The organism is Stenotrophomonas sp. 96582_Sma, from assembly GCF_056480905.1.
Genome location: NZ_CM151122.1, coordinates 2363171 through 2389937 on the forward strand (window position 1 = coordinate 2363171; position 26767 = coordinate 2389937).

General features: G+C 61.8%; 32 protein-coding genes. 13 read left to right on the plus strand and 19 right to left on the minus strand.

What is annotated here, in order from left to right; translation table 11 throughout:
- Nucleotides 1-111: 111 nt before the first annotated feature.
- The 3 genes from ACZK2R_RS10950 to ACZK2R_RS10960 all read right to left on the minus strand — a co-directional run bounded on the left by ACZK2R_RS10950 (nucleotide 112) and on the right by ACZK2R_RS10960 (nucleotide 2253).
- On the minus strand, nucleotides 112-786 hold the full coding sequence (locus ACZK2R_RS10950) for a helix-turn-helix domain-containing protein (RefSeq protein ID WP_005413401.1): 675 nt from the start codon (nucleotides 784-786) through the stop codon (nucleotides 112-114).
- 242 nt (nucleotides 787-1028) lie between these two features.
- Complete coding sequence (locus ACZK2R_RS10955; RefSeq protein ID WP_401750236.1) at nucleotides 1029-1613, minus strand: DUF6988 family protein; 585 nt, start codon at nucleotides 1611-1613, stop codon at nucleotides 1029-1031.
- A gap of 379 nt (nucleotides 1614-1992) precedes the next feature.
- Complete coding sequence (locus ACZK2R_RS10960) at nucleotides 1993-2253, minus strand: hypothetical protein (protein WP_049401600.1); 261 nt, start codon at nucleotides 2251-2253, stop codon at nucleotides 1993-1995.
- A 61-nt stretch (nucleotides 2254-2314) separates the two neighbouring features.
- On the opposite strand from ACZK2R_RS10960, the gene ACZK2R_RS10965 reads away from it, so the two are divergent.
- Nucleotides 2315-2515, plus strand: coding sequence for a hypothetical protein (locus ACZK2R_RS10965; RefSeq protein ID WP_032966765.1), 201 nt, complete (start codon nucleotides 2315-2317; stop codon nucleotides 2513-2515).
- Here ACZK2R_RS10965 and ACZK2R_RS10970 read toward each other — a convergent pair.
- From ACZK2R_RS10970 to merR (ACZK2R_RS10980), 3 genes are all read right to left on the minus strand, one after another.
- Nucleotides 2512-5478 carry a Tn3-like element TnAs1 family transposase gene (locus ACZK2R_RS10970; RefSeq protein ID WP_005413400.1) on the minus strand — a complete coding sequence of 989 codons (2967 nt, stop codon included), beginning with the start codon at nucleotides 5476-5478 and terminating at the stop codon, nucleotides 2512-2514. The two genes, ACZK2R_RS10965 and ACZK2R_RS10970, sit on opposite strands and share 4 nt — an antisense overlap.
- 3 nt (nucleotides 5479-5481) lie before the next feature.
- On the minus strand, nucleotides 5482-6042 hold the full coding sequence (locus ACZK2R_RS10975) for a recombinase family protein (RefSeq protein ID WP_010921730.1): 561 nt from the start codon (nucleotides 6040-6042) through the stop codon (nucleotides 5482-5484).
- 237 nt (nucleotides 6043-6279) lie between these two features.
- A complete protein-coding gene (merR, locus tag ACZK2R_RS10980; protein WP_005413398.1) occupies nucleotides 6280-6714 on the minus strand; it encodes an Hg(II)-responsive transcriptional regulator in 435 nt (144 codons plus the stop codon).
- Nucleotides 6715-6785: 71 nt separating this feature from the next.
- Between merR (ACZK2R_RS10980) and merT (ACZK2R_RS10985) the strand changes: the two genes are divergently transcribed.
- From merT (ACZK2R_RS10985) to ACZK2R_RS11025, 9 genes are all read left to right on the plus strand, one after another.
- Nucleotides 6786-7136 (plus strand): mercuric ion transporter MerT, encoded by a 351-nt coding sequence (gene merT / locus ACZK2R_RS10985; RefSeq protein ID WP_031623830.1) that lies wholly within the window; start codon nucleotides 6786-6788, stop codon nucleotides 7134-7136.
- A 15-nt stretch (nucleotides 7137-7151) separates the two neighbouring features.
- Nucleotides 7152-7427, plus strand: a complete 276-nt coding sequence (gene merP / locus ACZK2R_RS10990) for a mercury resistance system periplasmic binding protein MerP (RefSeq protein WP_005413396.1) — start codon at nucleotides 7152-7154, stop codon at nucleotides 7425-7427.
- Nucleotides 7428-7446: 19 nt separating this feature from the next.
- Nucleotides 7447-8082, plus strand: a complete 636-nt coding sequence (locus ACZK2R_RS10995; protein WP_020833620.1) for a tetratricopeptide repeat protein — start codon at nucleotides 7447-7449, stop codon at nucleotides 8080-8082.
- Nucleotides 8079-8513, plus strand: coding sequence for an organomercurial transporter MerC (merC, locus tag ACZK2R_RS11000; protein ID WP_425513007.1), 435 nt, complete (start codon nucleotides 8079-8081; stop codon nucleotides 8511-8513). Before ACZK2R_RS10995 ends, merC begins: the two co-directional genes overlap by 4 nt.
- Before the next feature lie 38 nt (nucleotides 8514-8551).
- Nucleotides 8552-10237 carry a mercury(II) reductase gene (gene merA, locus ACZK2R_RS11005; protein ID WP_005413393.1) on the plus strand — a complete coding sequence of 562 codons (1686 nt, stop codon included), beginning with the start codon at nucleotides 8552-8554 and terminating at the stop codon, nucleotides 10235-10237.
- Between the two features lie 14 nt (nucleotides 10238-10251).
- A complete protein-coding gene (gene merB, locus ACZK2R_RS11010; protein WP_000761850.1) occupies nucleotides 10252-10890 on the plus strand; it encodes an organomercurial lyase MerB in 639 nt (212 codons plus the stop codon).
- Between the two features lie 15 nt (nucleotides 10891-10905).
- A complete protein-coding gene (merD, locus tag ACZK2R_RS11015) occupies nucleotides 10906-11367 on the plus strand; it encodes a mercury resistance co-regulator MerD (protein ID WP_001326384.1) in 462 nt (153 codons plus the stop codon).
- Nucleotides 11364-11600 (plus strand): broad-spectrum mercury transporter MerE, encoded by a 237-nt coding sequence (gene merE, locus ACZK2R_RS11020; RefSeq protein ID WP_005413392.1) that lies wholly within the window; start codon nucleotides 11364-11366, stop codon nucleotides 11598-11600. Before merD (ACZK2R_RS11015) ends, merE (ACZK2R_RS11020) begins: the two co-directional genes overlap by 4 nt.
- 132 nt (nucleotides 11601-11732) lie before the next feature.
- Complete coding sequence (locus ACZK2R_RS11025) at nucleotides 11733-11936, plus strand: DUF3330 domain-containing protein (RefSeq protein WP_005413391.1); 204 nt, start codon at nucleotides 11733-11735, stop codon at nucleotides 11934-11936.
- 38 nt (nucleotides 11937-11974) lie between these two features.
- On the opposite strand, the gene ACZK2R_RS11030 is transcribed toward ACZK2R_RS11025, so the two are convergent.
- From ACZK2R_RS11030 to merT (ACZK2R_RS11075), 10 genes are all read right to left on the minus strand, one after another.
- Entirely contained in the window at nucleotides 11975-12589 is a 615-nt protein-coding gene (locus tag ACZK2R_RS11030; RefSeq protein WP_010981357.1) for a recombinase family protein, read from the minus strand.
- 60 nt (nucleotides 12590-12649) lie between these two features.
- Nucleotides 12650-13813 carry a TniQ family protein gene (locus ACZK2R_RS11035; protein WP_242015004.1) on the minus strand — a complete coding sequence of 388 codons (1164 nt, stop codon included), beginning with the start codon at nucleotides 13811-13813 and terminating at the stop codon, nucleotides 12650-12652.
- A 50-nt stretch (nucleotides 13814-13863) separates the two neighbouring features.
- On the minus strand, nucleotides 13864-14772 hold the full coding sequence (locus ACZK2R_RS11040; protein ID WP_003830789.1) for a TniB family NTP-binding protein: 909 nt from the start codon (nucleotides 14770-14772) through the stop codon (nucleotides 13864-13866).
- A gap of 2 nt (nucleotides 14773-14774) precedes the next feature.
- Nucleotides 14775-16418 carry a transposase gene (locus ACZK2R_RS11045; protein ID WP_425513009.1) on the minus strand — a complete coding sequence of 548 codons (1644 nt, stop codon included), beginning with the start codon at nucleotides 16416-16418 and terminating at the stop codon, nucleotides 14775-14777.
- 218 nt (nucleotides 16419-16636) lie between these two features.
- Nucleotides 16637-17626, minus strand: coding sequence for a DUF3330 domain-containing protein (locus ACZK2R_RS11050; protein WP_003132006.1), 990 nt, complete (start codon nucleotides 17624-17626; stop codon nucleotides 16637-16639).
- Nucleotides 17623-17859: a broad-spectrum mercury transporter MerE gene (gene merE / locus ACZK2R_RS11055; protein WP_003132004.1), complete on the minus strand. Its 237-nt coding sequence runs from the start codon at nucleotides 17857-17859 to the stop codon at nucleotides 17623-17625. The genes ACZK2R_RS11050 and merE (ACZK2R_RS11055) overlap by 4 nt, the downstream gene beginning before the upstream one ends.
- Complete coding sequence (gene merD / locus ACZK2R_RS11060; RefSeq protein WP_000995360.1) at nucleotides 17856-18221, minus strand: mercury resistance co-regulator MerD; 366 nt, start codon at nucleotides 18219-18221, stop codon at nucleotides 17856-17858. Before merD (ACZK2R_RS11060) ends, merE (ACZK2R_RS11055) begins: the two co-directional genes overlap by 4 nt.
- Before the next feature lie 17 nt (nucleotides 18222-18238).
- Nucleotides 18239-19924, minus strand: coding sequence for a mercury(II) reductase (gene merA / locus ACZK2R_RS11065; RefSeq protein WP_003156770.1), 1686 nt, complete (start codon nucleotides 19922-19924; stop codon nucleotides 18239-18241).
- A gap of 71 nt (nucleotides 19925-19995) precedes the next feature.
- Nucleotides 19996-20271, minus strand: coding sequence for a mercury resistance system periplasmic binding protein MerP (merP, locus tag ACZK2R_RS11070; RefSeq protein ID WP_003131987.1), 276 nt, complete (start codon nucleotides 20269-20271; stop codon nucleotides 19996-19998).
- Nucleotides 20272-20283: 12 nt separating this feature from the next.
- Nucleotides 20284-20634 (minus strand): mercuric ion transporter MerT, encoded by a 351-nt coding sequence (gene merT / locus ACZK2R_RS11075; protein WP_003131974.1) that lies wholly within the window; start codon nucleotides 20632-20634, stop codon nucleotides 20284-20286.
- 71 nt (nucleotides 20635-20705) lie between these two features.
- Between merT (ACZK2R_RS11075) and merR (ACZK2R_RS11080) the strand changes: the two genes are divergently transcribed.
- Nucleotides 20706-21140 carry an Hg(II)-responsive transcriptional regulator gene (gene merR, locus ACZK2R_RS11080; RefSeq protein ID WP_005413387.1) on the plus strand — a complete coding sequence of 145 codons (435 nt, stop codon included), beginning with the start codon at nucleotides 20706-20708 and terminating at the stop codon, nucleotides 21138-21140.
- A gap of 2453 nt (nucleotides 21141-23593) precedes the next feature.
- Nucleotides 23594-24370: a hypothetical protein gene (locus ACZK2R_RS11085; protein WP_032966761.1), complete on the plus strand. Its 777-nt coding sequence runs from the start codon at nucleotides 23594-23596 to the stop codon at nucleotides 24368-24370.
- On the opposite strand, the gene ACZK2R_RS11090 is transcribed toward ACZK2R_RS11085, so the two are convergent.
- Together ACZK2R_RS11090 and ACZK2R_RS11095 are read right to left on the minus strand one after the other, a co-directional pair.
- Complete coding sequence (locus tag ACZK2R_RS11090; protein WP_349675278.1) at nucleotides 24367-24774, minus strand: HNH endonuclease; 408 nt, start codon at nucleotides 24772-24774, stop codon at nucleotides 24367-24369. The two genes, ACZK2R_RS11085 and ACZK2R_RS11090, sit on opposite strands and share 4 nt — an antisense overlap.
- A gap of 172 nt (nucleotides 24775-24946) precedes the next feature.
- Nucleotides 24947-25096, minus strand: a complete 150-nt coding sequence (locus ACZK2R_RS11095; protein WP_324615445.1) for a hypothetical protein — start codon at nucleotides 25094-25096, stop codon at nucleotides 24947-24949.
- Between the two features lie 77 nt (nucleotides 25097-25173).
- Between ACZK2R_RS11095 and ACZK2R_RS11100 the strand changes: the two genes are divergently transcribed.
- On the plus strand, nucleotides 25174-25998 hold the full coding sequence (locus ACZK2R_RS11100; protein ID WP_234026165.1) for a chromate transporter: 825 nt from the start codon (nucleotides 25174-25176) through the stop codon (nucleotides 25996-25998).
- Here ACZK2R_RS11100 and ACZK2R_RS11105 read toward each other — a convergent pair whose 3' ends face one another.
- Nucleotides 25999-26760, minus strand: coding sequence for a sulfite exporter TauE/SafE family protein (locus tag ACZK2R_RS11105; RefSeq protein ID WP_080341470.1), 762 nt, complete (start codon nucleotides 26758-26760; stop codon nucleotides 25999-26001). It lies immediately after the preceding gene.
- Nucleotides 26761-26767 lie beyond the last annotated feature (7 nt).

The following is a 26767-nucleotide window of genomic DNA, read 5'->3' on the forward strand; positions in this document are numbered from 1 at the left end:
GCGCTATCGCTGACTAAGGCAGGGCAACCTCCAGGGACTGTACTGCGACGGCGCGATCAATAGACATCTGTCAGATGTATCGCCACCACTATCGATCTAATGAATGCTGACTCAGCCGATGCGTGCTGCCTTAGGAGTTACGATCTGACTGCACTCGTGGCCGAGGCGAAACGCCACGACGTACAGGACCGTGGCATCCATCGGCATACCTGAGCCCATCCGAATGACGACCTTACGCTGACCGTGCGACAGTGATACTCCCAGTTCCCGCAGGACCTCAATGCGCTGCTGCAGCCCGTCGTAGATGTCTAGCTTGTCGACTTCTGAATACAGGTCTTGGCAGTCGCGATACTCACGGTAGTAGTCGACCAGTGCAGCAAACTCGCTCGCCGCCTCGCGCGACAGCTCGAAAGCCGGTTCGGACAGATCCATGTCGCACGAAACGATCAGGCTGGCCAGCTCGCGCCCAGCAGCAAGCGGGGACACCGCCAGGGTGATGTAGTCGCGCTCAAACTGCGCTTGCGCCGCCTGCAGTTCCTCGTCTGTCGGCAGCGAGAAAGGCTTGTTGAGTGCATCGATGTCATTGAAATCGAAGGCGCGCGCCAGTGCGCGACGGGTGTCGAAACTGGCCGAGTCACCCTGCTCAACCCGCTGAACTGTTCGCACGTTCAGGCCCGAGATCTCGGCCAATTGTTCTTGCGACCAATGACGCAACTGGCGGAACTGGCGAATGCAGGCGCCAACCTCAGCAGCGGTAAGCAGGCGAGGCGGGGTCTTGGTGGTCATAGAAGATAACTCCGGAGGGGTAGGGAGCCCAGATTAGGAGGGTGCCGAACTTGGAAACATGACAGTCGCCCGACAGGCCCCCGACACAGATCAACTGCCAGGACTTGCCCCAACGAGAAATCCGGGGCAACTGCTTATGCGCCCGTGATGTTCTCCCCGTGCCCCCAGAGGGGGGCGAGGCCCAACTGCCTAGTCACTCACCACAGACCCCACCCTAGACGCGCAGGCGATCCGGGACAGCTCTATGGCGAGGGCTGATGGGGGGTCAATGGCTCCAACTCTGGCAAAACACCCCCAAATTGATGATGCAGTGCATTCATCCATGCCAGAACTGGTTCGCCTGGCCACAGGTGCGCCAGATTCAGAAGGGTTAGCATGGCAAGCGCATTGCTGTTCATGGCCACCCCCGCCAGAAGCGCGCCCGGGTAGCCATTTAACTGCCTTGCCAAGGGGTGAATCCCGGCATGGAGATAGGAGTTCAAGCCGACATAAAGGCATTGTCTGGCTCTGCCCAACAACTGTGATGCTCCTCGGGGCCCAGAGGACTCAAGCTTTACGAGCATGTCCTGAACGCCAGGGAGCCTCTTTGCCGCTTGCTGACTCTCCAGAGTCAGGGGCGCAAGAAGCTTCTCGATGTCGGTGTCGGTAGCTGCATAACATGCCCAGGTTGCACGCACGAGGGCCTCATACTGGGGCCGGACCAGCGAGATTGCTGACTGGGGCAGAGTAGCGATCAGGGACTGTACTGCCACGGCGTGATCAAGGGACATCTGGCAAAGTGCCGCCACCGCCGTCGATCTTCGGTCACGTCCATGCTCTATCTCCATCCAAGCGGCTCGAATTTCACCCAAGAGCTCTAAGGAGCCCTCCAGCACAGACGCCCGATCCTGGTCAGCCGATTGAGGCACAAGTCATCCTAGAATCGTGATCTGCAGGCAAGAGTAACGGCTCGTCCATCGGGCAAAGCCCTCAGTTGGCCGGCTGGGCTGCAGCATCTGTTAGCCGGTAATCTCTGCATTGCATCATCCGTGCATCAGCAATTTCTGCGTTGCGTCAGTCGCAAGTCAAATTTTTCTGCAATGGACCGTCTTGCACTGAAATTTTATTCCTCAAAAGCTGAAATCTCTGCAATGGCACCCTAAGAATGTCTGCGATGAACAGCGTTCTGGTCCGCGCGCGATTGCTTCCTATATTGCAACCATACGCTCAGCCAGCCAACCGCCGGGATCCATGATCGCGCGAGCGGACGATCCCGGTCGCAAATGGCTGGCTGCCGTCACTCTCGTGGCTTTGAGCGATCAAGGGGAGCAGTCTGGCCCACGTGTCGAACAGAAGCCTTGGATCTTGGTGGATCAGAAGCGAAACCCGCAGCGCATCTTCCATCGCCTTGAGGTAGCCGCGGCGTATCTCAAGTGCGTTCTCGCAAGCATTGGGGCGACCAAGAATTTGTGTGATCGCGGAGGCCATAGCAGTCTGGACAGGAGGGGAGGGGAAGGCGATAGTCTGCAAACGTCTAGACGATCCCGCAATGAGCATCCTCAACGTTCTCCTCACTCGTGACCACCTCGTCGTCGCAGCGGATACCCTGGCAGAGGATGCTCTCACAGGGGCGTATTCCGCGGGGGCAAAGCTGCTGCTGATCCCTCAGCACAACGTAGTGCTTGCTGCGCGCGGGTCTACGCAATTCTTCCTGGGGGGCTCGCAGAATTCGGAAAAAATCGTACGCTAAGGTTTTCCGGGCATCCGTAGGGGCCGAAACTTCCCGTCTTCCAGTCTGCGGCTCTGCCGCCAGACGTAATCGCCGGTGAGGTTGATGTGCTCCCAGCCCAGCGGCGACAGGAATTGCAGCAGCTCGCCGTCCACCGGCTTGCCGGCCTCGACCAACCCCTGGGTGGCGCGCTCCAGGTACACCGTGTTCCACAGCACGATAGCCGCCGTCACCAGGTTGAGGCCGCTGGCCCGGTAGCGCTGCTGCTCGAAGCTCCGATCCCTGATTTCCCCAAGGCGGTTGAAGAACACCGCCCTGGCCAGCGAGTTGCGCGCCTCACCTTTGTTCAGGCCGGCATGCACGCGGCGGCGCAGCTCAACACTTTGCAGCCAGTCTAGGATGAACAGCGTGCGTTCGATCCGGCCCAGCTCGCGCAGGGCCACGGCCAGGCCGTTCTGGCGCGGATAGCTGCCGAGCTTGCGCAGCATCAGCGAGGCAGTGACGGTGCCCTGTTTGATCGAGCTGGCCAGGCGCAGGATGTCGTCCCAATGGGCGCGGACGTGCTTGATGTTCAGGGTGCCGCCGATCAGCGGCCGCAGCGTCGGGTAGGTCTGCACGCCCTGCGGCACGTACAGCTTGGTTTCGCCGAGGTCGCGGATGCGCGGCGCGAAACGGAAGCCCAGCAGGTGCATCAGGGCGAAGACGTGATCGGTGAAGCCGGCCGTGTCGGTGTAGTGCTCCTCGATCCGCAGGTCGGACTCGTGGTACAGCAGGCCGTCGAGCACATAGGTGGAATCGCGCACGCCGACATTCACCACGCGGGTGCTGAACGGCGCGTACTGGTCGGAGATATGGGTGTAGAACAGCCGTCCCGGCTCACTGCCGTACTTCGGGTTGACGTGTCTGGTGCTCTCGCCCCGGCCGCCAGCCCGGAAACGCTGGCCATCGGAGGATGAGGTGGTGCCGTCGCCCCAGTGGGCGGCGAAGGCATGCTGGTACTGGTGGTTGACCAGCTCGGCCAGGGCCGCCGAATAGGTCTCGTCGCGGATGTGCCAGGCTTGCAGCCAGGACAGCTTGGCGTAGGTCAGACCGGGGCTCGACTCGGCCATCTTGGTCAGCCCGAGGTTGATCGCATCACCGAGGATCGCGGACAGCAGCAACGTCCGGTCTTTGGCCTCGGCCCCGTCCTTCAGGTGGGTGAAGTGGCGGCTGAAGCCCGTCCAGTCGTCCACGTCCATCAGCAGTTCGGTGATCTTGATGCGCGGCAGTAACTGACTGGTCTGGTCGATCAGCGCCTGCGCCCGATCCGGCACCGCCGCATCCAGCGGGGTGATCTTCAACCCGGACTCGGTGAGGATGGCATCGGGCAGCTCGTTGTCCTTGGCCAGGCGGGCGACAGTGGCCAACTGCTCGTCCAGCAGCTGCAAGCGCTCTTCCAGATACTGGTCGCTGTTCGGGTTGATCGCCAGCGGCAGGGCCTGTTCCCGCTTGAGCGCGGCGAACTTCTCGGCCGGCAGCAGGTAGTCGTCGAAGTCGCGGAACTGCCGCGAGCCCTTGACCCAGATGTCGCCGGAGCGCAGGGCGTTCTTCAGCTCGGACAGGGCGCAGATTTCGTAGAAGCGCCGGTCGAGGCCTTCCGGGGTGATCACCAGTGGCTTCCAGCGCGGCTTGATGAAGGCGGTGGGAGCATCGGCCGGCACCTTGCGCAGGTTGTCGGCGTTCATCTCGCGCAGCGTCTGCACGGCTGCCAGCACGCCCTGCGCGGCCGGGGCGGCGCGCAGCTCCAATACCTCCAGCAGAGCCGGCGTGTAGCGGCGCAGGGTGGCGAAGTTCTCGCCGACCAGGTGCAGGTGGTCGAAGCCCTCCGGCCGGGCCAGCAGCTCGGCTTCGCTGACGCTCTCGGTGAACTCGTCCCAGGGGATCACCGCCTCGATGGCGGCATAGGGGTCGCTGCCGGCTTCCTTGGCCTCCAGCAGCGCCTGGCCGATCTTGGAGTACAGGCGCACCTTGTCGTTGATCGCCTTGCCCTGCTTCTGGAACTGCTGCTGATGCTTGTGCTTCGCGCCGCTGAACAGCTTGACTAGGATGCGGTCGTGCAGATCCACCAGCTCATCAATCACGGTTGCAGTGCTCTCCAGCACCACGGCGGCCAGGGTCGCATAGCGCCGCTGCGGCTCGAACTTGCCGAGGTCTTTGGGCGTCATCTGCCCACCCTCGCGGGCCAGCTTGAGCAGGCGGTTCTGGTGGATGTGCCGGCCCAGGACTTCGGGCAAGTCCACCAGCTGAAATGTCTTCAGCCGCTCGATGTGCTCAAGCATATGCCGAGAGTTGGGTTTCAGCGGTGCCTGGCGCAGCCAGGTCAACCAGGTGATGCTGCTGCCGGCCTTGAGCTTCAACAGCTCGTCCAGCTTGGCCCGATGCGAGTCCGTGAGCGGTTCAACCAGGGCGCGGTAGACCCGCCGATTGGCCCGTGCAATGGCCTCCGAGCAAGCCCGGTCGATCACGCTCAACGCCGGCAGGATGCGTCGCTTCTGCCGCAGGCTCTCCAGCGCCTGGCCGGCCAGCAGCAAGCCCTTGTCGGTCTGCTGGGCCAGTTCGGTCAGCTCGCGCACCAGGGCGCGGAAGTCGGACAGGCCGAACGGGGCCAGTTGAAGGTAGGTGCGCAGTTCCTGGGCGTGCTCGCGACGGGTCACATCGCGCTCGCCGTACTTCGTCCAACTCGCCGGATCGGTCTGGACTTGCTTGGCCACCCACAGGATGACCGGTTCGGGCAGCTCGCTGTCAGTGCCCAACGCATAGCCGGGGTAGCGCAGCAGGCAGAGTTGCACGGCGAAGCCGAGGCGGTTGGCGTCGCCGCGCCGCTGACGGATCAGCGACAGGTCGGAGTCGTTGAAGGTGTAGTAGCGGATCAGGTCATCCTGGCTTTCTGGCAACGCGAGCAGGGTGCCCCGCTCCGTGGCCGAGAGGATCAAGCGACGCGGCATGTGTCAGTCGTCCGTGCGGAGGTACTGGTAGAGGGTTTCCCGGCTGATGTTGAACTCGCGGGCAAGCTGCGCCTTGGGCTCGCCGGCCGTCGCTCGCTGCCGCAGGGTAGCAGCCTGCTCATCGGACAGGGCTTTCTTGCGGCCCCGGTACGCGCCACGCTGCTTGGCCAAGGTGATGCCCTCACGCTGCCGCTCGCGGATCAGGGCGCGCTCGAACTCAGCGAAGGCCCCCATCACCGACAGCATCAGGTTGGCCATCGGCGAGTCCTCGCCAGTGAACACCAGGCCCTCCTTCAGGAACTCGATGCGCACGCCGCGTTGAGTCAGCTTCTGTACCAAGCGACGCAGGTCATCGAGGTTGCGGGCCAGCCGGTCCATGCTGTGCACCACCACTGTATCGCCTTCGCGGACGAAGCTCAGCAGCGCTTCGAGCTGGGGGCGCTGGGTGTCCTTGCCCGATGCCTTGTCGGTGAACACCTTGCTCACCTGTGTCTGTTCCAGCTGGCGTTCCGGGTTCTGGTCGAAGCTGCTGACCCGGACGTAGCCGATGCGGTGCCCCTGCACGATGTCTCCTTGGTTGAAGGCGGCTTAAGTGCTCCTTCTGTTCCGTTGTGCCTCAAACCCCGTTTCTGTCAGGCTGAAATCTATGCCCTTCGCAGGCATGTGTCAAAAAATGCGAAAGATGACTCTATTCTGACTAAGCGGTGTCATTTTCAGAAGGTGACTGCACGGAATATCAAGAGTCGGCTGCACAGTCTTTTCTGATCTGTGGTCGTCTCAGAAAACGGAAAATAAAGCACGCTAAGCTGTGGAAGCCCCTGCCAAGCTCGTTCCACCTTGCAACGACGCAATCAGCGGACACGAAACATTCCCCTGCCGCGAATGGCAGGCGCACACCAGGTCAGACAGCACAGCCTCCATGCGCGCCAAATCGGCCATCTTCTCGCGCACGTCTTGGAGCTTGTGCTCGGCCAGGCTGCTGGCCTCCTCGCAGTGGGTGCCATCGTCGAGCCGCAGCAACTCGGCGATTTCATCCAGGCTGAAGCCCAACCGCTGGGCCGATTTCACGAATCGCACCCGTGTCACGTCCGCCGCGCCATAGCGGCGAATGCTGCCATAGGGCTTGTCCGGCTCGGGCAACAAGCCCTTGCGCTGATAGAACCGGATGGTCTCCACATTGACCCCGGCCGCCTTGGCAAAAACGCCAATGGTCAGATTCTCAAAATTAATTTGCATATCGCTTGACTCCGTACATAACTACGGAAGTAAGCTTAAGCTATCCAAACCAAATTTGAAAGGACAAGCGTATGTCTGAACCACAAAACGGGCGCGGCGCGCTCTTCGCCGGTGGGCTGGCCGCCATTCTTGCGTCGGCCTGCTGCCTGGGGCCGCTGGTTTTGATCGCCTTGGGGTTCAGCGGGGCATGGATCGGCAACCTGACGGTGCTGGAACCCTATCGCCCGATCTTCATCGGCGCAGCGCTGGTCGCGCTGTTTTTCGCCTGGCGGCGCATCTACCGCCCGGCGCAAGCCTGCAAACCGGGTGAGGTCTGCGCGATTCCCCAAGTGCGAGCTACTTACAAGCTCATTTTCTGGATCGTGGCCGCGCTGGTCCTGGTCTCGCTCGGATTTCCCTACGTCATGCCATTTTTCTATTAATCACAGGAGTTCATCATGAAAAAACTGTTTGCCGCCCTCGCCCTCGCTGCCGTTGTTGCCCCCGTGTGGGCCGCCACCCAGACCGTCACGCTGTCCGTACCGGGCATGACCTGCTCCACCTGCCCGATCATCGTCAAGAAGGCGATTTCCAAGGTCGAAGGCGTCAGCAAAATTGACGTGACCTTCGAGACACGCGAAGCGGTTGTCACGTTCGATGATGCCAAGACCAGCGTGCAGAAGCTGATCAAGGCAACCGGAGACGCGGGCTTTCCGTCCAGCGTCAAGCAGTAAATCTACCCGGAAAGCGATGATGAGTAACTTGTTTAGATACGGACGTTCGTCCGTCGTAAGCGGCCTTCTGATGCTCATGAGCGTCGGTGCGTTGGCCTATGACTTCAAAAGGATGGAGGCGGCCATCGAGTCGCTCTCGCCTACCACGCAAAGCGAATGGGAGCGCAAGGCCACAGCGGGTGAACCCATTGCGCAGAACGTCACCGGCATGGCGTACAAGTACGGCATCGGCGTCGCGCAGGATCAGGCAGTCTCGTGGAAGTGGTTCCGCTCAGCGGCAGAGCAGGGCGAGGCGGACGCCCAGTTCAACCTCGCGCGCATCTACGAAGGGCATGCCAACGACACCTTCTATCGTCGCCACGCACGGCCTGTGCCCGCTGACGACAGCGAGGCCGTGAATTGGTACCGCCGCTCCGCTGAGCAGAACCACACACAGGCGCAAGTTAAGCTGGCACAGCTGTACGCGAAGGGCGTCGCTCCGGCCGCGTCCGATCTGGTCCAGGCGTACAAGTGGTTCGGCATCGCCGCCGCCCGCGGCGACGAGACCGCGGTCAAGCTGCGCGCCGAGCTTGCGGCCAGATTGACACGTGAGCAGATCGCGGACGGCGATGCTCAGGCTATGGAATGGACAAGAAGTTCCAGTGTTAAGCAGTGAGCGACATCATGGGCTTGATTACACGCATCGCCGATAAAACCGGAGCGCTCGGCAGCGTCGTTTCCGCGATGGGCTGCGCGGCTTGTTTCCCAGCCATCGCCAGTTTCGGCGCGGCCATAGGGCTGGGCTTCCTGAGTGAATACGAGGGCCTGTTTATCTCCAGGCTATTGCCGCTGTTTGCCGCCATCGCCCTGTTAGCAAACGCGCTGGGCTGGCTGAGTCATCGTCAATGGCACCGCAGCCTGCTCGGCATGATCAGGCCGGCCATCGTATTCGCGGCCACGGTTTGGCTTCTCGGCAACTGGTGGACGGCGAACCTGATGTACGTCGGTCTGGCCTTGATGGTCGGGGTGTCGATCTGGGATTTCGTCTCGCCGGCACATCGCCGCTGCGGCCCGGACGGCTGCGAACTGCCACCACAACATGGCTGACGGAAACGACCGTCGCCGACAACAGAGAAGGAACAAACATGACCACCCTTAAGATCACCGGCATGACCTGCGATTCGTGCGCTACGCACGTCAAGGAAGCCTTGGAGAAAGTGCCCGGCGTACAGTCGGCCGTCGTGTCCTACGCCAAGGGCGCGGCCCAACTCGACCTTGACCCCGGCACCGCATCGGACGCACTGACTGCCGCCGTGGCCGGACTCGGCTACAAGGCAACGTTCGCTGATACCTTATCGACGGACAACCGCGCCGGGCTACTCGACAAGGTACGCGGCTGGATGGGGACCGCCGACAAGGGCAGCGACGGTGAACGCCAGTTGCAGGTCGCCGTGATCGGTAGCGGCGGCGCTGCAATGGCGGCGGCGCTGAAGGCCGTCGAGCAAGGCGCGAAAGTCACGCTGATCGAGCGCGGTACTATCGGCGGCACCTGCGTCAACATCGGCTGCGTACCGTCCAAGATCATGATCCGTGCCGCCCACATTGCGCATCTGCGCCGTGAAAGTCCGTTCGACGATGGCATCGCGGCTACTGTGCCGGCGATTAACCGCAGCAAACTACTGGCCCAGCAGCAGGCGCGCGTCGATGAGCTGCGCCACGCCAAGTATGAAGGCATCCTGGATGGCAACCCGGCCATCACCGTTCTGCATGGTGAAGCGCGTTTCAAGGATGACCAAAGCCTTACCGTCCGTTTGAACGATGGCGGCGAGCGCGTCGTGGTGTTCGATCGCTGCCTGGTCGCCACTGGTGCCAGTCCGGCCATTCCGCCCATCACTGGTTTGAAAGGCACGCCGTACTGGACATCTACCGAGGCCCTAGTGAGTGACACCATTCCCGAACGCCTAGCCGTGATCGGATCGTCGGTGGTGGCGCTGGAACTGGCGCAAGCCTTCGCCCGGCTGGGCAGCCAGGTCACGATCCTGGCGCGCAGCACACTGTTCTTCCGCGAAGACCCGGCCATCGGTGAGGCCGTCACAGCCGCCTTTCGTGCCGAAGGAATCAAGGTTCTGGAACACACGCAAGCCAGCCAGGTCGCCTATGCGGACGGCGAATTCGTGCTGACCACAGGGCACGGCGAAGTGCGCGCCGACAAGTTGCTGGTCGCTACCGGCCGCACGCCGAACACGCGCAGCTTGGCGCTGGAAGCGGCGGGTGTCGCCGTCAATGCGCAGGGAGCCATCGTCATTGACAAGGGCATGCGCACCAGTACGCCACACATTTATGCCGCAGGAGACTGCACTGACCAGCCGCAATTCGTCTATGTGGCAGCGGCCGCCGGCACCCGTGCGGCCATCAACATGACCGGCGGAGACGCTACGCTCAATCTGACCGCGATGCCGGCGGTGGTGTTCACCGATCCGCAGGTCGCCACTGTGGGCTACAGCGAGGCGGAAGCGCACCACGACGGGATCGAGACCGACAGCCGCCTGCTAACACTGGATAACGTGCCGCGTGCGCTCGCCAACTTCGACACACGCGGCTTTATCAAGCTGGTAATCGAGGAAGGTAGCGGACGACTCATTGGGGTACAGGCAGTGGCCCCGGAAGCGGGCGAGCTGATCCAGACGGCGGTGCTCGCGATCCGTAACCGCATGACCGTACAGGAACTGGCTGACCAGTTGTTCCCCTACCTGACGATGGTCGAGGGGCTGAAGCTCGCGGCGCAGACCTTCACCAAGGATGTCAAACAATTGTCCTGCTGCGCAGGATGAAAGGAGATGGAACCATGAAGCTCGCCCCATATATTTTAGAACGTCTCACTTCGGTCAATCGTACCAATGGTACTGCGGATCTCTTGGTCCCGCTACTGCGGGAACTCGCCAAGGGGCGTCCGGTTTCACGAACGACACTTGCCGGGATTCTCGACTGGCCCGCTGAGCGAGTGGCCGCCGTACTCGAACAGGCCACCAGTACCGAATATGACAAAGATGGGAACATCATCGGCTACGGCCTCACCTTGCGCGAGACTTCGTATGTCTTTGAAATTGACGACCGCCGTCTGTATGCCTGGTGCGCGCTGGACACCTTGATATTTCCGGCGCTGATCGGCCGTACAGCTCGCGTCTCATCGCATTGCGCTGCAACCGGAGCACCCGTTTCACTCACGGTTTCACCCAGCGAGATACAGGCTGTCGAACCTGCCGGCATGGCGGTGTCCTTGGTATTGCCGCAGGAAGCAGCCGACGTTCGTCAGTCCTTCTGTTGCCATGTACATTTCTTTGCATCTGTCCCGACGGCGGAAGACTGGGCCTCCAAGCATCAAGGATTGGAAGGATTGGCGATCGTCAGTGTCCACGAGGCTTTCGGCTTGGGCCAGGAGTTTAATCGACATCTGTTGCAGACCATGTCATCTAGGACACCGTGATCGGATATCGACCCAATGTTCTACGGCACCGGCATCGGATTCGCAGCGCGCGGATTGAACTCGGCGAAACGGTATATGCATTGCCGTGAACCGACCAAAAGGAGGTGTTCGATGAACGCCTACACGGTGTCCCGGCTGGCCCTTGATGCCGGGGTGAGCGTGCATATCGTGCGCGACTACCTGCTGCGCGGATTGCTGCGGCCAGTCGCCTGCACCACGGGTGGCTACGGCCTGTTCGATGACGCCGCCTTGCAGCGACTGTGCTTCGTGCGGGCCGCCTTCGAGGCGGGCATCGGCCTCGGCGCATTGGCGCGGCTGTGCCGGGCGCTGGATGCGGCGAACTGCGATGAAACTGCCGCGCAGCTTGCTGTGCTGCGTCAGTTCGTCGAACGCCGGCGCGAAGCGTTGGCCAATCTGGAAGTGCAGTTGGCCGCCATGCCGACCGCGCCGGCACAGCATGCGGAGAGTTTGCCATGAACAGCCCCGAGCGCATGCCGGCCGAGACGCACAAACCGTTCACCGGCTACCTGTGGGGCACGCTGGCCGTGCTGACTTGCCCCTGCCACCTGTCCATCCTCGCTGCCGTGCTGGCCGGCACAACCGCCGGTGCATTCCTTGTCGAGTATTGGGTCATCACGGCGCTCGGTTTGACCGGCCTGTTTCTTCTGTCACTGGCGCGGGCGTTGCGGGCATTCAGGGAAAGATCATGAGCGCTTCCCGGCCGGATGGATGGACTACGGCGGAGGGCCCAAGCGTTCGAGCGCGGGCAAGGCTTTCTGTTCGCAAAGCCGATGCCGGCGGCGGCATTCGCCGTCTTCGTCAGTCAATGGAGGGGTGCCACCATGAATGCAAATGATCCGACCGCCACCAGTTGCTGCGTGTGCTGCAAGGAAATTCCGCTCGATGCCGCCTTCACACCGGAAGGCGCGGAGTACGTCGAGCACTTCTGCGGGCTGGAGTGTTATCAACGTTTCCAGGCGCGGGCCAGCACTGCGACCGAAACGAGCGGCGAACCGAACGCTTGCGGTTCGCCGCCGTCAAATTGAGACAAACCACGCTTTCGCTACGTCGCCTCATGTCGGCATCAAATTCGGCTGAGTAGCTTCTCGCCATCTGGACGTAGCTCGCCCTTGGGTGAAATATGCCGATACAGGGTCTGCCGCGTGATGCCAAGTTCCTGGCACAGGTCGCCGACCTTGGTCTCTGACTGCCCCATTGCCGCCATCGCCAGCCGCAGCTTGGCGGCGGTCATCTTGAACGGCCGGCCGCCTTTCCGGCCGCGTGCCCGTGCTGAGGCCAGGCCCGCCACGGTGCGCTCGGCGATCAACTCGCGCTCGAACTCGGCCAGCGCGGCGAAGATACCGAAGACCAGCTTGCCGGCGGCGGTCGTGGTGTCAATGGCCGCGCCGTGCCCGGTCAGCACCTTGAGGCCGATGCCGCGTCCGGTCAGGTCATGGACGGTATTGATCAGATGGCGCAGGTCGCGCCCGAGCCGATCCAGTTTCCAAACGACCAACGTGTCGCCTGGCCGTAGTGCCTTCAGACAGCTCGCCAGACCGGGACGATCCTCGCGTTTTCCGGACGCTTGGTCTTCATAGAGATGCGCCGGATCAACACCGGCCGCGACCAGCGCATCGCGCTGCAAGTCCGTCGCCTGGGAGCCATCCGCCTTCGATACTCGCATGTAGCCAATCAGCATCTTGTACCTGTCACATATACGTTCTATTATGTGACAGTTTGCATCGGGAAGCTCTGCACGTCAAAATTTGTCACTTAACCCGTCATTCTGCCTAAGGCATGCAAAGGGTAGGCTAGGCTCATAATGTGACAGAAATTCCGGGGGGATGCCTTCCTTCGCGAAGGTGGCGCGCAACTGTTCCAAGGAAGCGGGGTCGCGCCGACCATAGGAAGCCAACGCGAACAGCGAGCGTGCCGTCTCGGGGTTGTGTCGTGCTTCAATGATGGCCTCATCAATGGCCTGGATTGCACGCTGCCAGTGATCGACGGGTTCGGGCTTCGGCGCTTTCGCCGGCAGGCCACTGGTGAACCCGGTTTGGGGCTCGGACCAGAATAGCTTTGCGTGCTCGCCTGGCGGGCTTATATCCCTCACCTCAATCAAGCTGATTGCCGTTGCCGCCGCCTCCAGCATCTGCAACCGTACTGCCGGGTTCAGGGTTTCATACGGTCGCCACAGACTTTGCCCAGCACGCAGCGGATGCCCGCAGCATTCCCAGATTTGGCGGAGATACCCCGCGTAGGTGCCGCACGTCGAAAGCGGGGTGTTCAGCTCATCGAGCAGCGTGCGTAGCAGCCTAAACCACAATCCGGCGTGGATGCGTCGGCGCGGCAACTCCACGTGGCCGGTCGTCAGTGCCTGCCAGGTACGCTGGTCCATCGCCGCAATCGCGTCGCTGGCAGTGCGCGGTTCGGCGTCGGCGTTCTCCCAGCCGAGAAACCGCCCTGGCACGCCCCAATAGGATTCCAGCCAGCAGCCATGCAGTGGGCAGCTCAGCATCAGGGGCAGCTTCCACGCGAGCAGTACGGCTTGGTTCTCCGGATCGTTCAGGCAGAGCGGACAGGCGCGGTGTATCGGTTGGGTGGGCAGCCAGGCACGCCAGCTCGTGATGGATCGCGTCTTACGGCGGAGTCTCGGCAGCAGTACCGAGAGCTGGAACGCATAGGTTTCCAATGCGGCTGGAATCTGATCATCAAGGCTGTCCAGTAGCCAAGGCACCCAGCCGGCGAAACTCATGCAGCGCAGCCGATCCAGCTCGATACCGCTCCGCTGGAAGAGCATCATCAGCAGCGACAGTGGTGGCGCGGTATCCAGGTCATCAACCTGGCCGTGACCAAGATCGTGCTCCAGCAGGTCGGACACCTCCATGTGATAGCAAAGGGCCACGCGGTTGAGCCATGAAGACAAGGCTTCGCCTTCCTTGGGAGCCGGATGCAGCGGCCAGCGTGGCGCTGGCTTCACATCAGTTCCCGCTCGAATTGCCGACGCCGCTCGCTTGGGCCGGTGTAATCGGCCATGCTGAGCGTGCGGTGGTTGATCGCTTCCTCGCCGCTCTCCACGGCGACGAGGGCCGCCGCCATCAGCAAGTGCGCCAGTTCGCCGATGGTGCCCTCGCTGCGTGTGAGCAGGTAGCGGGCCATGTCCAGCGTGGCAATCGACGAGGGTCGCCGCAATGGAAGCGAAGCGGCGAAGCTGGCCAGCAGTGAGCAGCAATCGTCGTTGGCCTCCCACACCGGCAGCATCATGGGCTCGAAGCGGTTTTCCAATTGGTCATCCGAGCGGATGGCCAGGTAGGCGTCGCGCGTGCCGACCCCGACCAATGGGATGCGCAGCTCATTGCCGAGGAAGCGCAGCAGGTTGAGAAATTCCCGCCGGTTGACGCTGTTGCCGGCCAAGACGTTGTGCAGCTCGTCGATCACCAGCATGCGCACGCCGACCTTGCGCAGCAGTGCCAGCGCCAGTTGCTCCATTTCCGGCAGCCGTGGGCGCGGGCGCAATGGTGCCCCCATCGCGGCAAGTAGCGCGACGTAGAAGCGGATCACCGACGGTTCGGACGGCATCTGCACGACCAGCACCGGCATGTGTTCCTGGTCCGCGTCGGAGCTGGCCGGATGCGTGCGCCGGAATTTCTCGATGATCATCGACTTGCCGTTGTTGGTCGGGCCAACCAGCAGCAGGTTGGGCATGCGTTGCTTGTTTGGCCACGCATACAGGGTTTCCAGCCGGTTCAGCGCCTCGACCGCGCGCGGGTAGCCGATCCAGCGGTCGGCGCGAAGGCGCTGGATGCGCTCGTCCGCCGGCAGCCGAGCCAGCCCCTGTGCCGCTGGCAGCAGGTGTGACAAGTCGATGATGGGATATTCGTCCACGGCTACCACTCCTCGATCTGGTCGAACGGTTTGGCCGGAGGCAGGTTGTCTGCCTGCGGATCAGCAACGTCCGTTTTCGGCGGAATCGGCTTGTCCGGCGGAGGCGATGCCTTGAGGTGCTGGCGTCGATCCGCGTCGCGCCGCGCCTTGCGCGTGGCCTTCTGTGCGGTGGTCACGATCTCGCGCATCTGCCCGATCATGCGGAACAGCGCCGACTCATCCACCTGTTCGCGTCCCTGCTGCCGCAATTTCGTCAGCGCCTGCCGTTGTTCCCAGAGGGTGACAGCCGGGTGCGACAAGGTACGGTAGGGGATTTCCAGGTAATGCTGCCCCTCCGGTTCCAGCACCCAGATACGGCTGATGTCACGCGGGTCGCGCCGGATCAGGAAAGCGGGCAAGCGGTCGCGTCGTGCGATCCACGGTTTGAGCGCATCGGCGTAGTAGTGAATGTGGTCGATGACAAAGCCGGTGCGAGTCAGAGTACGGCGAATGATGGGCAGGAAATCGACCAAAAAAGCCAAGGCGCGGGTGACGACAGCCGGTACACCGACACGCGCCACGGCTTCTGACCAGCGCGCCGCCGGCGGCTGAAGCAGGCCGTTGTGCACAGAGCCGTGATAGGTGCCCACCGCCAACGTGAGCCAGCGCTCCAGCTCACGCAATGTCAGGGCGGCCTTGTTTTCGGAATCGTAGTCCCCGCGCTGGTCAGGGTTGGAGAAGGTCGTCCCTGGCAATTCATCGTGGATCATCTGCATCGCCGTACCGATGATCCGTTCCACGATGCCGCCGTAGTGCGGCTGCCCTGGCGGACGATAGTCCAACCGGATGCCGTGCTGCTCGCAGCCACGGCGCAGCGCCTCGCTCTTGAACTCGGCCGCGTTGTCCAAGTAGAGCAGCCTGGGCTTGCCGCTCATCGGCCAATCCATTTCTATATTCAGACCCTCCAGCCAGGGACGCTTGTCGCAGGCGACATGCACAAGGCACAGGCCGACCGAAACAGATGACGGCGCTTCCAGCGTGACGACCATGCCGAGCACGCAGCGGGTAAACACGTCGATGGCGATGGTCAGATACGGACGGCCAATCGGTTGCCGGTCGCGCTCGTCCACCACGATCAGGTCGATGACCGTGTGATCAATCTGCACTTGTTCCAGTGGCGCGGTCACGGCGGGAGGCTCACCACCGACACCTTGCAGGCTGCGGGACGCATCCTGACCTTCCCGGCGGCGAGTGGCCTTGAGCGGGTCGAGGCCGGCGATCCGCAGGGCCAAAGTGTTGCGCGCCGGCACCCGTAGCTTTTGCGCTTTGCAAGCCTGCGCGACCTCGCGGTGGAACGCCGCCAGGCTACGCTTCTGCTTGGTCAGGAAGCGCTTTTGCAGCAACTCGCGGATGATGCGCTCAACTGATTCCGGCAAGCGTCCCTTGCCTTTTCCGCCGCCGGACTGGCCGGGAACCAGGTCCGTCACAAACCCAGCACCTTGCCGGGCACGCCGGATCAGGACATACACCTGTCGCCTGGATAGGCCCAGCGCTTGAGCAGCGGCATCGGCGGCTTCATGCCCAACCACTTCAAGCGCTGCCAGCGGCCCGATGATTTCGGTCCGGTGCCGGGCCTGTGCCCATGCCGCATCGGGCAGGGTGGCCACGCCCTGCTCGGCAATTGGTAATGTGTCTGACGCCATGCTCACACCTCGCTTTGGTGCACACGAGTATTGAGCATAGTCGAGATTGGTGCAGATGACTTCTGATATTGCGTGGTCAGGAGCCGACTGCACACCTGGCGTTACGCCCCGTCAATTGGTGCAGTCGTCTTCTGAAAATGACAAGCGGCGCGGCCCTGCCTGACATCCAGTTAGGGTATGCCTCAATCTGACGGTAGCGAGTCGCAGGCGTTCGGATCGGCATCGGTTTCGTTCCCTGTCTTGGCACGCGCTTCGAAGCGTTGATAACACTCCAACCCGCAGAAGTGCTCGACGTATTCCGCGCCTTCCGGGGTGAAGGCGGCATCGAGCGGGATTTCCTTGCAGCACACGCAGCAACTGGTGGTGGTCGAGTCACTTGCATTCATGGTGGCACCCCTCCATTGACTGACGAAGACGGCGAATGCCGCCGCCGGCATTGGCTTCGCGAACAGGAAGCCTTGTCCTGTGTCGCAGTCCGCTTGTCGCAATAGATCAAGACTCGCCGATGTTTCCACGCCTTCAGCCACCACATCCATGCCCAGCCCGTGCGCAAGCTGAATCACGGTGTGCACGATGGTTTGGTCGCGGCGGTCGTTGGCGAGCCCGGCGACAAACGATTGGTCGATCTTGAGCGTGCTGATTGGGCAGCACTTCAGATGTTGCAGACAGGAATACCCCGTCCCGAAGTCATCGGCGGCGAAGCGCACACCGATCTGCCGCAAGGCGTCCAGGGCGGGGAAGATCGCCGGATCACCAAACGCGACCGATTCGGTCAGCTCGATTTCGAGATACTCGGCGGGCAACTCGGCATCAGCCAGCACGCCCTTTACCCACCCGTCGAAGTCCGGTCCCACTTGGCTCGCCGAAACATTGACGGCCAGCCGGAACGGTCGCCATGCCAGCATTCGCCAGTCACGCATCTGGCGGCAGGCTTCACCCAGCACCCAAGCGCCGATTTCAGGCATCAGGCCGGACGATTCGACCACGGGCAGGAACTGGCCCGGTGGCAATAGTCCAAGCGTCGGATGACGCCAGCGCAACAGGGCTTCCGCGCCGACAATCCCACCACTGCGCAGATCGACGACGGGCTGGTAGTGCAGTTCAAGCTGCCCGCGCTCGACCGCTTGGGCCAGTTCCGGCGTCGTCCATCCATCCGGCCGGAAAGCGCTCATTCTCTTTCCCTGAATGCCCGCAACGCCCGCGACAGGGACAGAAGGAACAGGCCGGTCAAACCGAGCGCCGCGATGACCCAATGCTCGCCGAGGAAAGCACCGGCGGTTGTGCCGGCCAGCACGACAGCGAGGATGGGCAGGTGGCAGGGGCAAGTCAGCACAGCCAGTCCGCCCCACAGGTAGCCGGTGATCGGTTTGTGCGTCTCGGACGGCAAGCGCTCGGGGTTGTTCATGGCAGACTCTCCGCGTGCTGTGCCGGCTCGGTCGGCAGGGTGGCCAACTGCACTTCCAGATCGGCCAACGCTTCGCGCCGACGCTCGACGAACTGACGCAGCAGGGCAAGCTGCGCGGCCGCTTCGTCGCCGTCCGCCGCATCCAGCGCCCGGCACAGCCGCGCCAGCGCGTCGAGGCCGATGCCCGCCTCGAAGGCCGCCCGCACGAAGCACAGCCGTTGCAAGGCGGCGTCATCGAACAAGCCGTAGCCGCCTGGTGTGCACGCCACCGGGCGCAGCAATCCGCGCAGCAGGTAGTCGCGCACGATATGCACGCTCACCCCGGCATCAAGAGCCAGCCGGGACACCGTGTAGGCGTTCATTGAACACCTCCTTTTTCTCACCCGGCGCAGCAGGAAAGCTGCTTCACATCCTTGTTGAAGGTCTGCGCCGCGAGCTTCAACCCCTCGACCATCGTCAGGTAGGGGAACAACTGGTCGGCCAGTTCCTGCACCGTCATGCGGTTGCGAATGGCCAGAGCCGCCGTCTGGATCAGTTCACCCGCTTCCGGCGCGACCGCCTGTACGCCGATCAGCCGATGGCTGCCTTCCTCGATAACCAACTTGATGAAGCCGCGTGTGTCGAAGTTGGCGAGCGCACGCGGCACGTTGTCCAAGGTCAAGGTGCGGCTGTCGGTCTCGATCCCGTCGTGGTGGGCTTCCGCCTCGCTGTAGCCCACGGTCGCCACTTGCGGATCGGTGAACACCACGGCCGGCATTGCGGTCAGGTCGAGCGCCGCATCGCCGCCGGTCATGTTGATCGCGGCACGGGTGCCGGCCGCTGCCGCCACATAGACGAACTGCGGCTGGTCGGTGCAGTCGCCGGCCGCGTAGATGTTCGGGTTGCTCGTGCGCATGCCTTGGTCGATGACGATGGCACCTTGCGCATTGACAGTGACCCCCGCTGCGTCCAGCGCGAGGCTGCGCGTGTTCGGTGTCCGACCGGTGGCAACCAGCAGTTTGTCGGCGCGCAATTCACCGTGCGTGGTGGTCAGCACGAATTCACCGTCCATATGGGCGACCTGGCTGGCTTGCGTGTGCTCCAGCACCTCGATGCCCTCGGCACGGAAAGCGGCTGTCACCGCCTCGCCGATGGCCGGGTCTTCACGGAAGAACAAGGTATTGCGCGCCAGGACCGTGACCTTGCTGCCCAGCCGGGCAAAGGCTTGCGCCAGCTCCAGCGCCACCACCGACGAGCCGATTACGGCAAGGCGTTCGGGAATGGTGTCGCTCGCCAGGGCCTCGGTGGAAGTCCAGTAGGGTGACTCTTTCAAGCCCGGAATCGGCGGGACCGCCGGGCTGGCACCCGTGGCGACCAGGCAGCGGTCGAACATCACGACGCGCTCGCCACCCTCGTTCAAACGGACGGTAAGGCTCTGGTCGTCCTTGAAGCGCGCCTCACCGTGCACAACGGTGATGGCCGGATTACCGCCCAGGATGCCTTCGTACTTGGCGTGCCGCAGTTCGTCGACGCGGGCCTGCTGCTGGGCCAGCAGCTTACTGCGGTCAATCGTAGGCACAGTTGCCGCAATACCGCCATCGAACGGGCTTTCCCGGCGCAGATGGGCGATGTGGGCGGCGCGGATCATGATCTTGGACGGCACACAGCCGACATTGACGCAGGTGCCGCCGATGGTGCCGCGCTCGATCAGCGTGACCTGCGCGCCTTGCTCGACGGCCTTCAGCGCCGCCGCCATCGCGGCTCCACCGCTGCCAATGACCGCTACCTGCACCGGGGGCTCGTTGCCACTGTGCTTTTCGGCGGCGGCCATCCATCCCCGCACCTTGTCGAGCAGTCCGACGCGGTTGTCCGCCAGTGGCGCATCGGCTAGCGTTGCCTTGTAGCCCAGTCCGGCCACGGCGGCAGTCAGCGCGTCCGGCGATGTGCCCGGCACGATGGCGAGTTGCGCTGTGCCCTTCGGATAGGACACCAGCGCCGACTGCACGCCTGGCACTTTTTCCAGCGCTTCCTTGACGTGCGCCGCGCACGAGTCGCAAGTCATGCCGGTGATTTTTAGATGGGTCATGCAACAGATCCTTTATCGTTTGTGGCGCCAGACAATGACGTCCGTTGTGCTGCGGTGCCGTTTTCAGTGACTCACTGCTTGACGCTGGACGGATAGCCCGCGTCTGCGGTTGCCTTGGTCAGCTTCTGCACGCTGGTCTTGGCATCGTCGAAGGTGACGACCGCTTGGCGTGTCTCGAAAGTCACGTCAACTTTGCTGACGCCTTCGACCTTGGAAATCGCCTTCTTGACAGTGATCGGGCAGGCGGAGCAGGTCATGCCCGGTACGGACAGCGTGACGGTCTGGGTGGCGGCCCAGACGGGGGCAACAACGGCGGCGAGGGCGAGGGAGGCAAACAGTTTCTTCATGGTGAACTCCGATCAGTAGAAAAATGGCATGACGTAGGGAAATCCGAGCGCGACCAGAACCAGCGCGGCCACGATCCAGAAAATGAGCTTGTAAGTAGCTCGCACTTGGGGAATCGCGCAGACCTCACCCGGTTTGCAGGCCGCTGCCTGCCGGTAGATGCGCCGCCAGGCGAAGAACAACGCCACCAGCGCCACGCCGATAAAGATGGGGCGATAGGGTTCCAACACCGCCAAGTTGCCGATCCAAGCGCCGCTGAACCCCAAGGCGATCAGAACCAACGGCCCGAGGCAGCAAGCCGAGGCGAGGATGGCGGCAAGCCCTCCAGTGAAGAGCGCGCCGCGCCCGGTTTTTGGTTCAGACATGCGCTTGTCCTTTCGAATTGAAATTGGATAGCGTAACCTTACTTCCGTACTCATGTACGGAGTCAAGCGATATGGAAAACAATTTGGAGAACCTGACCATTGGCGTTTTCGCCAAGGCGGCCGGGGTCAATGTGGAGACCATCCGTTTCTATCAGCGCAAGGGCTTGTTGCTGGAGCCTGACAAGCCCTATGGCAGCATCCGCCGCTATGGCGAGGCGAATGTAACGCGGGTGCGCTTCGTGAAATCAGCCCAGCGGCTGGGCTTCAGCCTGGATGAGATCGCCGAGCTGCTGCGGCTGGAGGATGGCACCCATTGCGAGGAAGCCAGCAGTCTGGCCGAGCACAAGCTCAAGGACGTGCGCGAGAAAATGGCTGACCTGGCGCGCATGGAGGCCGTGCTGTCTGAGTTGGTGCGCGCCTGCCATGCGCGAAGGGGGAACGTTTCCTGCCCGCTGATCGCGTCACTACAGGGTGGAGCAAGCTTGGCAGGTTCGGCTATGCCTTAGCGTGCTTTATTTTCCGTTTTCTGAGACGACCCCTTAGAAAGCCTAGTCAAAGAGCTGTCACGAGAACACCGTTAGCTTAGCGTACGATTTTTTCCGAATTCTGCGGTTCCCCCTTCCTCCGCATCTACGAGCTTGCACTGCAGGCCAGCTTCCGCGCAGATTTCACAATAGAACAGCTATCTGCCGAGCTAGGGCTGGTGGTGGACCAACTCTGGCCGAACTTTGAGAAAGCGGTTAGCGAAGCGGGATTGCCGATCGAGCAACTCGGGACCGAGTTGGTGCTTGGTGGATGGTCGTTGAAGAACGGCCGGATGATGGCCACGGCGTATGCGAAGAGTGACAGCCGGCGCCCTTGCGTTGTCCAGCCGATCGGGGGGCAGATGGCGTCGCCGGGCGAACCGCTCCAGGCCGCGACCCCTAGCATGGCCCAGGTGGATCTGCTGGCCCATGCGCGTCTCCAGGTCAGCTACCTCAATGGGCAATTGGGCCGGAAAGTAGCAGGAGGTCGACTGCTAGTTGGGTTTCTGCAGAAGGGGCAAGCCCTGCTCAAGGATCTAGGAGAGATCTAGGTCGCGGGAGTCAAATACGCTAGGGGCTGAAATCGAAGTTCAGGTCTGGCCCTAAGGCAGAAGGCCAAAGCAGACCAAGGTCGTCCGTGGATTTGGGATGTTTATCGAGGGCAGGGTGGATGTCCGCTTCTGGCCGGAAGCGGACATTGGGCGGCGACCGGCCGGGTGATGGCATCCGCCTTCGACCCAAAGCGGGCATCGTTCTCGACACACCTGAGTTGATCCGTACTCCAAAGCCTGTTTCCGCTACCCCTTGTAGTGCTCGACGTAGAGCCCCAAAGCTGCCAACGACGCATACACGGCGGACCCAGCGTTGGTCGCGTACAAGGCAAAGGGAACCGGAGGATCGCAGGGAACTGTTGCGATGAACCACGGAGCTGAGCTCGTCAAGCTCGTCCTAGGTGATGTGAGGAATCCTAGCTCCCTACGCATACCTAGCGCCTCGCGGACGTACGCCTTGTTCCAGCCGCCAGTCTTGCACGAGACCCCAAGAAGTAACTCCGTAAATGCGGGATAGCGACGGGTCTTAATCGGACGATATACACCGACGTCAATCTCGTGACGGTCAGCCGCTTTGACCACCGTCGTGCCTTTCCAGCTATGGCTTAGTGTGGTGACCTGCACTGAAATCCTAATCTCGAGCTTCTCAGTAGACGTAGATCCACTGATGTAATCGTGATCCGGATGGTTTGCTTTGCATGGAGATCCTCCAAACGTCAGGACGCCTGCCATCTTGGGGGTACACGTGAGCTTGTAGCCCGCACTATCGATGATTCGCAGAAGCCTAAGCAGCACCCGAAGTTCGTAAGCCTTTCCTTGCGCGTAGGGAGACCCGCTCGCCTTAGCACGCGAAATGGCTGCTTTCACAGCGTTGAGGATTGCTAACTTACTGATCGTCACAGTCGCGGTCCTCGTGGCGCGTGTTCCTCGCGAGGGTCGTCCGGTGGCAGATATCGAGCGATATAGGCCTCAAGATCTGCCTGCTCGTGATCCGTCAAACGCTGGGGTGATACAGTTGGTAGATGTGACCGGATTGAGCGAACTCGGCGACCTTCTGGTGTCTCAACAGTGTAATGAACGTCCTCCAGTCCGGTGAGACCTTGGACCAGCTTCCCGATCTCACCCAAGGTTTGCGAGAGGGCGTCTTGGGTCGTCACAGGTCTAAAATCGAGAACCGCCGCAAGTGCGGCTGCAGCTTGTGCATTCGTGTCGTCCTCGTAATCAGACATCGCCTGAACAATCGCGGAGCGAAGCGATCTAACAATTTGTGGATCAAGCTCAGACGCAAGGGCTAGCGCCTTCCCTATCTCCCTAATTACCTCTTCACCACCTTGATCTTCTGCCATTCACAACTCCACAGCTGTAGACATTAACGGGCCGCGCGGGATGAACCGCCCGGATTCTCTAAATTCAATTGCCGAAGGTTGCCGTTGGCAATGTTCCTTAAGAGTAAGGCACAGTGCGGTTTGGTTCCATAAGCGGATCGCGCTGGCTGTATCCCGAAGTGTGCGATGACGCCGAAGCTGGATAGTGTCGCTGAATTGGACCATCAGGCACTTAGGTCTGAGCCCTGATACAGATTGATGATATGACTCCAAGTCGCGTACGGGCTGCGAAGAGCACCGGCTACTTTGGTCCGCTTCTGACCGAAAGCGGACATTCGTTTAACCAAGGGTGAAGGAAACTTTTAGGGCCAGGATGGACTTCAACTCTCTCGTTCGCTCGCTTCTATCCGATGCGAAGATGCGCCGTAACAAGCCTCTGCGAGACTAGTGCGCGAGCCAGGTCGCTGACATTGCTCCATGGCCTATGACGTGCCCCGCACCCGCTGGTCAAATGGAACCGCCCTCGGCACCATGGGCACGACCATCTAAGGAGTTCTTCATGCTCTACCAAGATAAGTACGTCGCCTTCATCGACATGCTCGGGTTCTCCGCACTTGTCCAAGAGTCGGCAGCCGACATGAGCAAGCTTGATGAAATAGCAGAGGCCATCGACAGACTAAAGAACACAGCGTGCTGCAACCCAGCAACAGGACTTTTGTTCACTTACTTCAGCGACTGCATCGTCATATCAAGCAGCCGCTCTCCTGCTGGCCTTGCCGACATCCTGAGCTGCATCAGAATGTTGGCCGAGAACCTGCTAGTGGTTGATATATTGATACGTGGAGGGCTCACAGTTGGAAGCATTCATCATGATTCTCAGATGATCTTCGGACCGGCGATGCTGGACGCCTATCGCATGGAATGTAAGGAAGCACGCAATCCCATGGTGCTCGTGAGCGAAGAGGTGCGATCGGATGCTCGCGCTGCGGGGTTAAGCAACCTGTTGACGTGGGATGACGAAGAGCCAGACCGCCACTATGTCCACTATCTGATCTCGTACAGCGCTTATGACTCTAATCCAAGGGCGGGCGTCGTGATTCTCGATAGCCAGGCCGCTCTCATCCGGCATTTCATCGCCAAGAGGCTGCTAGGCGCTCCGGGTAAGATCCTGGATAAAGCCGAGTGGATGGAACGATATTGGAACGAGAAGGTGGCGACAGGTGGAATTCTCGGACGTGTTGACAGGGTCGCAGACCTTGTTAGGCCCAATGCGCGACCATTTCGCAGCAGACTCGCCGTTCTAGCACCGCAACCGGGCGCCACTAGTGTGGACTAGCGAATCAGGCAAGCAGCTGCCGATTCCTTGCAAAGATTCAATTCAATTGGCCATACGGAAGCACGTGCAATCCCTGATGGCAGTCGGGACCACCATCTCCCCATTGCCAGCCGCGTCTGAACCAGCGCCCGGAACGCTTCAGCGGAAGGGGCTGGTCCCTTCCGCTGGTGCCTGCCCTGGTTGCACCGGCTATGCGCGGCCACCACGTTCCCGGACACGTCTCTGCCCCCGTCCTGTTGGGCCACCAGGTGCTCGGCGGTGCATTGAAAGGCTCGGGCCTTACTGGCCTTCAGCCCGAGCTCTGAGGGTGCAGTGAGCCACATCGGCAGGCCGCAATAGAAGCAACGGCCCGATTGGGCGTAGAAGGCAGAAGTGCGAAGGGATCTGCGGCGTTTGGCGGTCATGGATGGCTCCGGAATCGAAGGATTCCCGTGCCCCCATTGGGTGGACCTCGGGCACCCGGAGCCTATTGGCTATGCGGGCACAACACCGGCGCTTTATAGCGACTGGCTAAGGCGTTATAGCTCAGCGCTTGAGCCGCTACAAGGCCCAGATGCCGACCAGAACGGGAGGGAGTCACCGACGCCCAGTTAAGGTCAAAGCTTGGTCAGGGGGCGAGCGACGCGCTTGAGCAGGTGGAGCGGGGCGTGGCGCGTCACCCAGGGAAGTCGCGGTGTTGTAGTCCTGCTCAACCCGCTGAACTGTTCGCACGTTCAGGCCCGAGATCTCGTCTAATTGTTCTTGCGACCAATGTCGCGACTGGCGGAACTGGGAAGTGCAGGCGACAAGCTCTGACCGATCAGGTGCGCAGTTGGGAACTCAAGGGCGAGCTGGATGTGGAGCCAGAAATCGAGGGCGTCTTAGGTGCGGATCCAGGAATCAAGGGCATCTTTGGGGGAGATCTGGAAATCGCGGGCGTCCTTGTGGGGAAATACGGGCGGACAGCTGTGGGATCTGGGGCGTTTCCGTTGTGGCAGTCACCAGTTTCCGGCCAATCAGACGGCGGCTATCCCGTCTCGCGAAGAACCGGCACGGTGGCACTGGTGCTACTGGTGCTGCCACTTGTTCTGCTGCCGGTGTGGGCCGCGGCGAGCGGATCCCCCCTGGCCATGCTGTTGGAGGGGGTCTACCGCGCCGGCGCCCTGGTCTTTGGCGGCGGCCACGTCGTGCTGCCATTGCTGCAGACCGCGGTTGTCCAGAGCGGCACCGTGAGCACGGCAGATCTGCTCGCCGGGTACGGTGCGGCGCAGGCGGTGCCGGGCCCTCTTTTCACATTCGCAGCGTACCTGGGGGCCATGGCCGCGGGTCCGTTGAGTGGCTGGGCGGGAGGTCTTACGCTGTTGGCGGTCATTTTCATGCCTGCCGTTCTCGTGCTCGTAGGAGTGCTGCCCTTCTGGGAGTCGCTAAGCCACCGCAAGGATCTGCAGGCTTCAATTGCAGGCGTCAACGCCGGGGTCGTCGGGATCCTGCTGGCAGCGTTGTACGACCCGGTGTGGACGAGTGCGATCCATGACCGATGGGATGTCACGATGGCGCTGGTTGCGTTCGGGCTACTGGTCGTCGCGCGTGCACCGCCGATCGTGGTGGTGTTGCTGGCTGCCATGGCGGGTTGGGCGATGGCGCGGTAGTCAGGGCATCTGCCAGAGCATATAAGCCGCCGTCATGAAAATGAGTAGCGCGAATGCAACATTCAACACTCCACGGTGCTCTGCCAACGCTGCTGATGCGCGCGCTCCGGCGATTCCGCCCGCACTTCCAGCAACGACGAATGCGGCAGCAAGTGGCCAGTTGACCAGGCCGGATTGAGCATAGTTGATGGCAGTCGTCAGACCGAAAGCGGAGACAGCTACGAGGGAGCTGCCTATTGCGGCCAGCATCGGCATGCCCGTGGCGGCCATCAGCCCAGGGACAACCAGGAAGCCGCCGCCAATACCGAAGAATCCGGAGAGTGCCCCGGAGAACGCCCCTAATCCGAGCAGTGCCGGCATGTTCCCTTTGCTGAGGCGGACGCTTGCATCACCTTCCGCATTGCGTTTGCGCAGCATAAGAATGCCTATCACGACCATCAGCAGGGCAAACATGAACAATAGTCGCTGCCCATCCACGGCCTTACCTAAGCTGGAGCCCAGATAGGCGCCAGCGATGCCTGCCAACGCGAAGACCGACGCGCACGGCCATCTCACGTTTCCCCGGCGGGCATGAACGAAAAGGTTGGAAAGTGCATTGGCAGCAACCGCCAATGCACTGGTACCGATGGCGACGTGTGGACTGTCGATGCCCACCAGGTAAAGCATGAGCGGGACAGCCAGAATAGAGCCGCCTCCGCCGACCAGCCCGAGTACGAAGCCCACCAGAATGCCGGAGAGTCCACCCAGCGCGAGCTGCAACAGGGAAAGG

Coding starts and splice junctions, on each gene's coding strand:
- ACZK2R_RS10995 (WP_020833620.1), top strand. CDS start 7,447: ATGAGTAACTTGTTTAGATACGGACGTTCGTCCGTCGTAAGCGGCCTT.
- merD (WP_001326384.1), top strand. CDS start 10,906: ATGTTCTACGGCACCGGCATCGGATTCGCAGCGCGCGGATTGAACTCG.
- merE (WP_003132004.1), bottom strand. CDS start 17,859: ATGAACAACCCCGAGCGCTTGCCGTCCGAGACGCACAAACCGATCACC.
- merA (WP_005413393.1), top strand. CDS start 8,552: ATGACCACCCTTAAGATCACCGGCATGACCTGCGATTCGTGCGCTACG.
- ACZK2R_RS10965 (WP_032966765.1), top strand. CDS start 2,315: ATGAGCATCCTCAACGTTCTCCTCACTCGTGACCACCTCGTCGTCGCA.
- merD (WP_000995360.1), bottom strand. CDS start 18,221: ATGAACGCCTACACGGTGTCCCGGCTGGCTCTTGATGCCGGGGTGAGC.
- ACZK2R_RS10960 (WP_049401600.1), bottom strand. CDS start 2,253: ATGGCCTCCGCGATCACACAAATTCTTGGTCGCCCCAATGCTTGCGAG.
- ACZK2R_RS10970 (WP_005413400.1), bottom strand. CDS start 5,478: ATGCCGCGTCGCTTGATCCTCTCGGCCACGGAGCGGGGCACCCTGCTC.
- merR (WP_005413398.1), bottom strand. CDS start 6,714: ATGCAAATTAATTTTGAGAATCTGACCATTGGCGTTTTTGCCAAGGCG.
- merE (WP_005413392.1), top strand. CDS start 11,364: ATGAACAGCCCCGAGCGCATGCCGGCCGAGACGCACAAACCGTTCACC.
- ACZK2R_RS11090 (WP_349675278.1), bottom strand. CDS start 24,774: ATGACCGCCAAACGCCGCAGATCCCTTCGCACTTCTGCCTTCTACGCC.
- ACZK2R_RS11030 (WP_010981357.1), bottom strand. CDS start 12,589: ATGCTGATTGGCTACATGCGAGTATCGAAGGCGGATGGCTCCCAGGCG.
- merR (WP_005413387.1), top strand. CDS start 20,706: ATGGAAAACAATTTGGAGAACCTGACCATTGGCGTTTTCGCCAAGGCG.
- ACZK2R_RS11085 (WP_032966761.1), top strand. CDS start 23,594: ATGCTCTACCAAGATAAGTACGTCGCCTTCATCGACATGCTCGGGTTC.
- merP (WP_003131987.1), bottom strand. CDS start 20,271: ATGAAGAAACTGTTTGCCTCCCTCGCCCTCGCCGCCGTTGTTGCCCCC.
- ACZK2R_RS11025 (WP_005413391.1), top strand. CDS start 11,733: ATGAATGCAAATGATCCGACCGCCACCAGTTGCTGCGTGTGCTGCAAG.
- merA (WP_003156770.1), bottom strand. CDS start 19,924: ATGACCCATCTAAAAATCACCGGCATGACTTGCGACTCGTGCGCGGCG.
- ACZK2R_RS10950 (WP_005413401.1), bottom strand. CDS start 786: ATGACCACCAAGACCCCGCCTCGCCTGCTTACCGCTGCTGAGGTTGGC.
- merT (WP_003131974.1), bottom strand. CDS start 20,634: ATGTCTGAACCAAAAACCGGGCGCGGCGCGCTCTTCACTGGAGGGCTT.
- ACZK2R_RS11050 (WP_003132006.1), bottom strand. CDS start 17,626: ATGAGCGCTTTCCGGCCGGATGGATGGACGACGCCGGAACTGGCCCAA.
- ACZK2R_RS10955 (WP_401750236.1), bottom strand. CDS start 1,613: ATGGAGATAGAGCATGGACGTGACCGAAGATCGACGGCGGTGGCGGCA.
- merT (WP_031623830.1), top strand. CDS start 6,786: ATGTCTGAACCACAAAACGGGCGCGGCGCGCTCTTCGCCGGTGGGCTG.
- merP (WP_005413396.1), top strand. CDS start 7,152: ATGAAAAAACTGTTTGCCGCCCTCGCCCTCGCTGCCGTTGTTGCCCCC.
- merB (WP_000761850.1), top strand. CDS start 10,252: ATGAAGCTCGCCCCATATATTTTAGAACGTCTCACTTCGGTCAATCGT.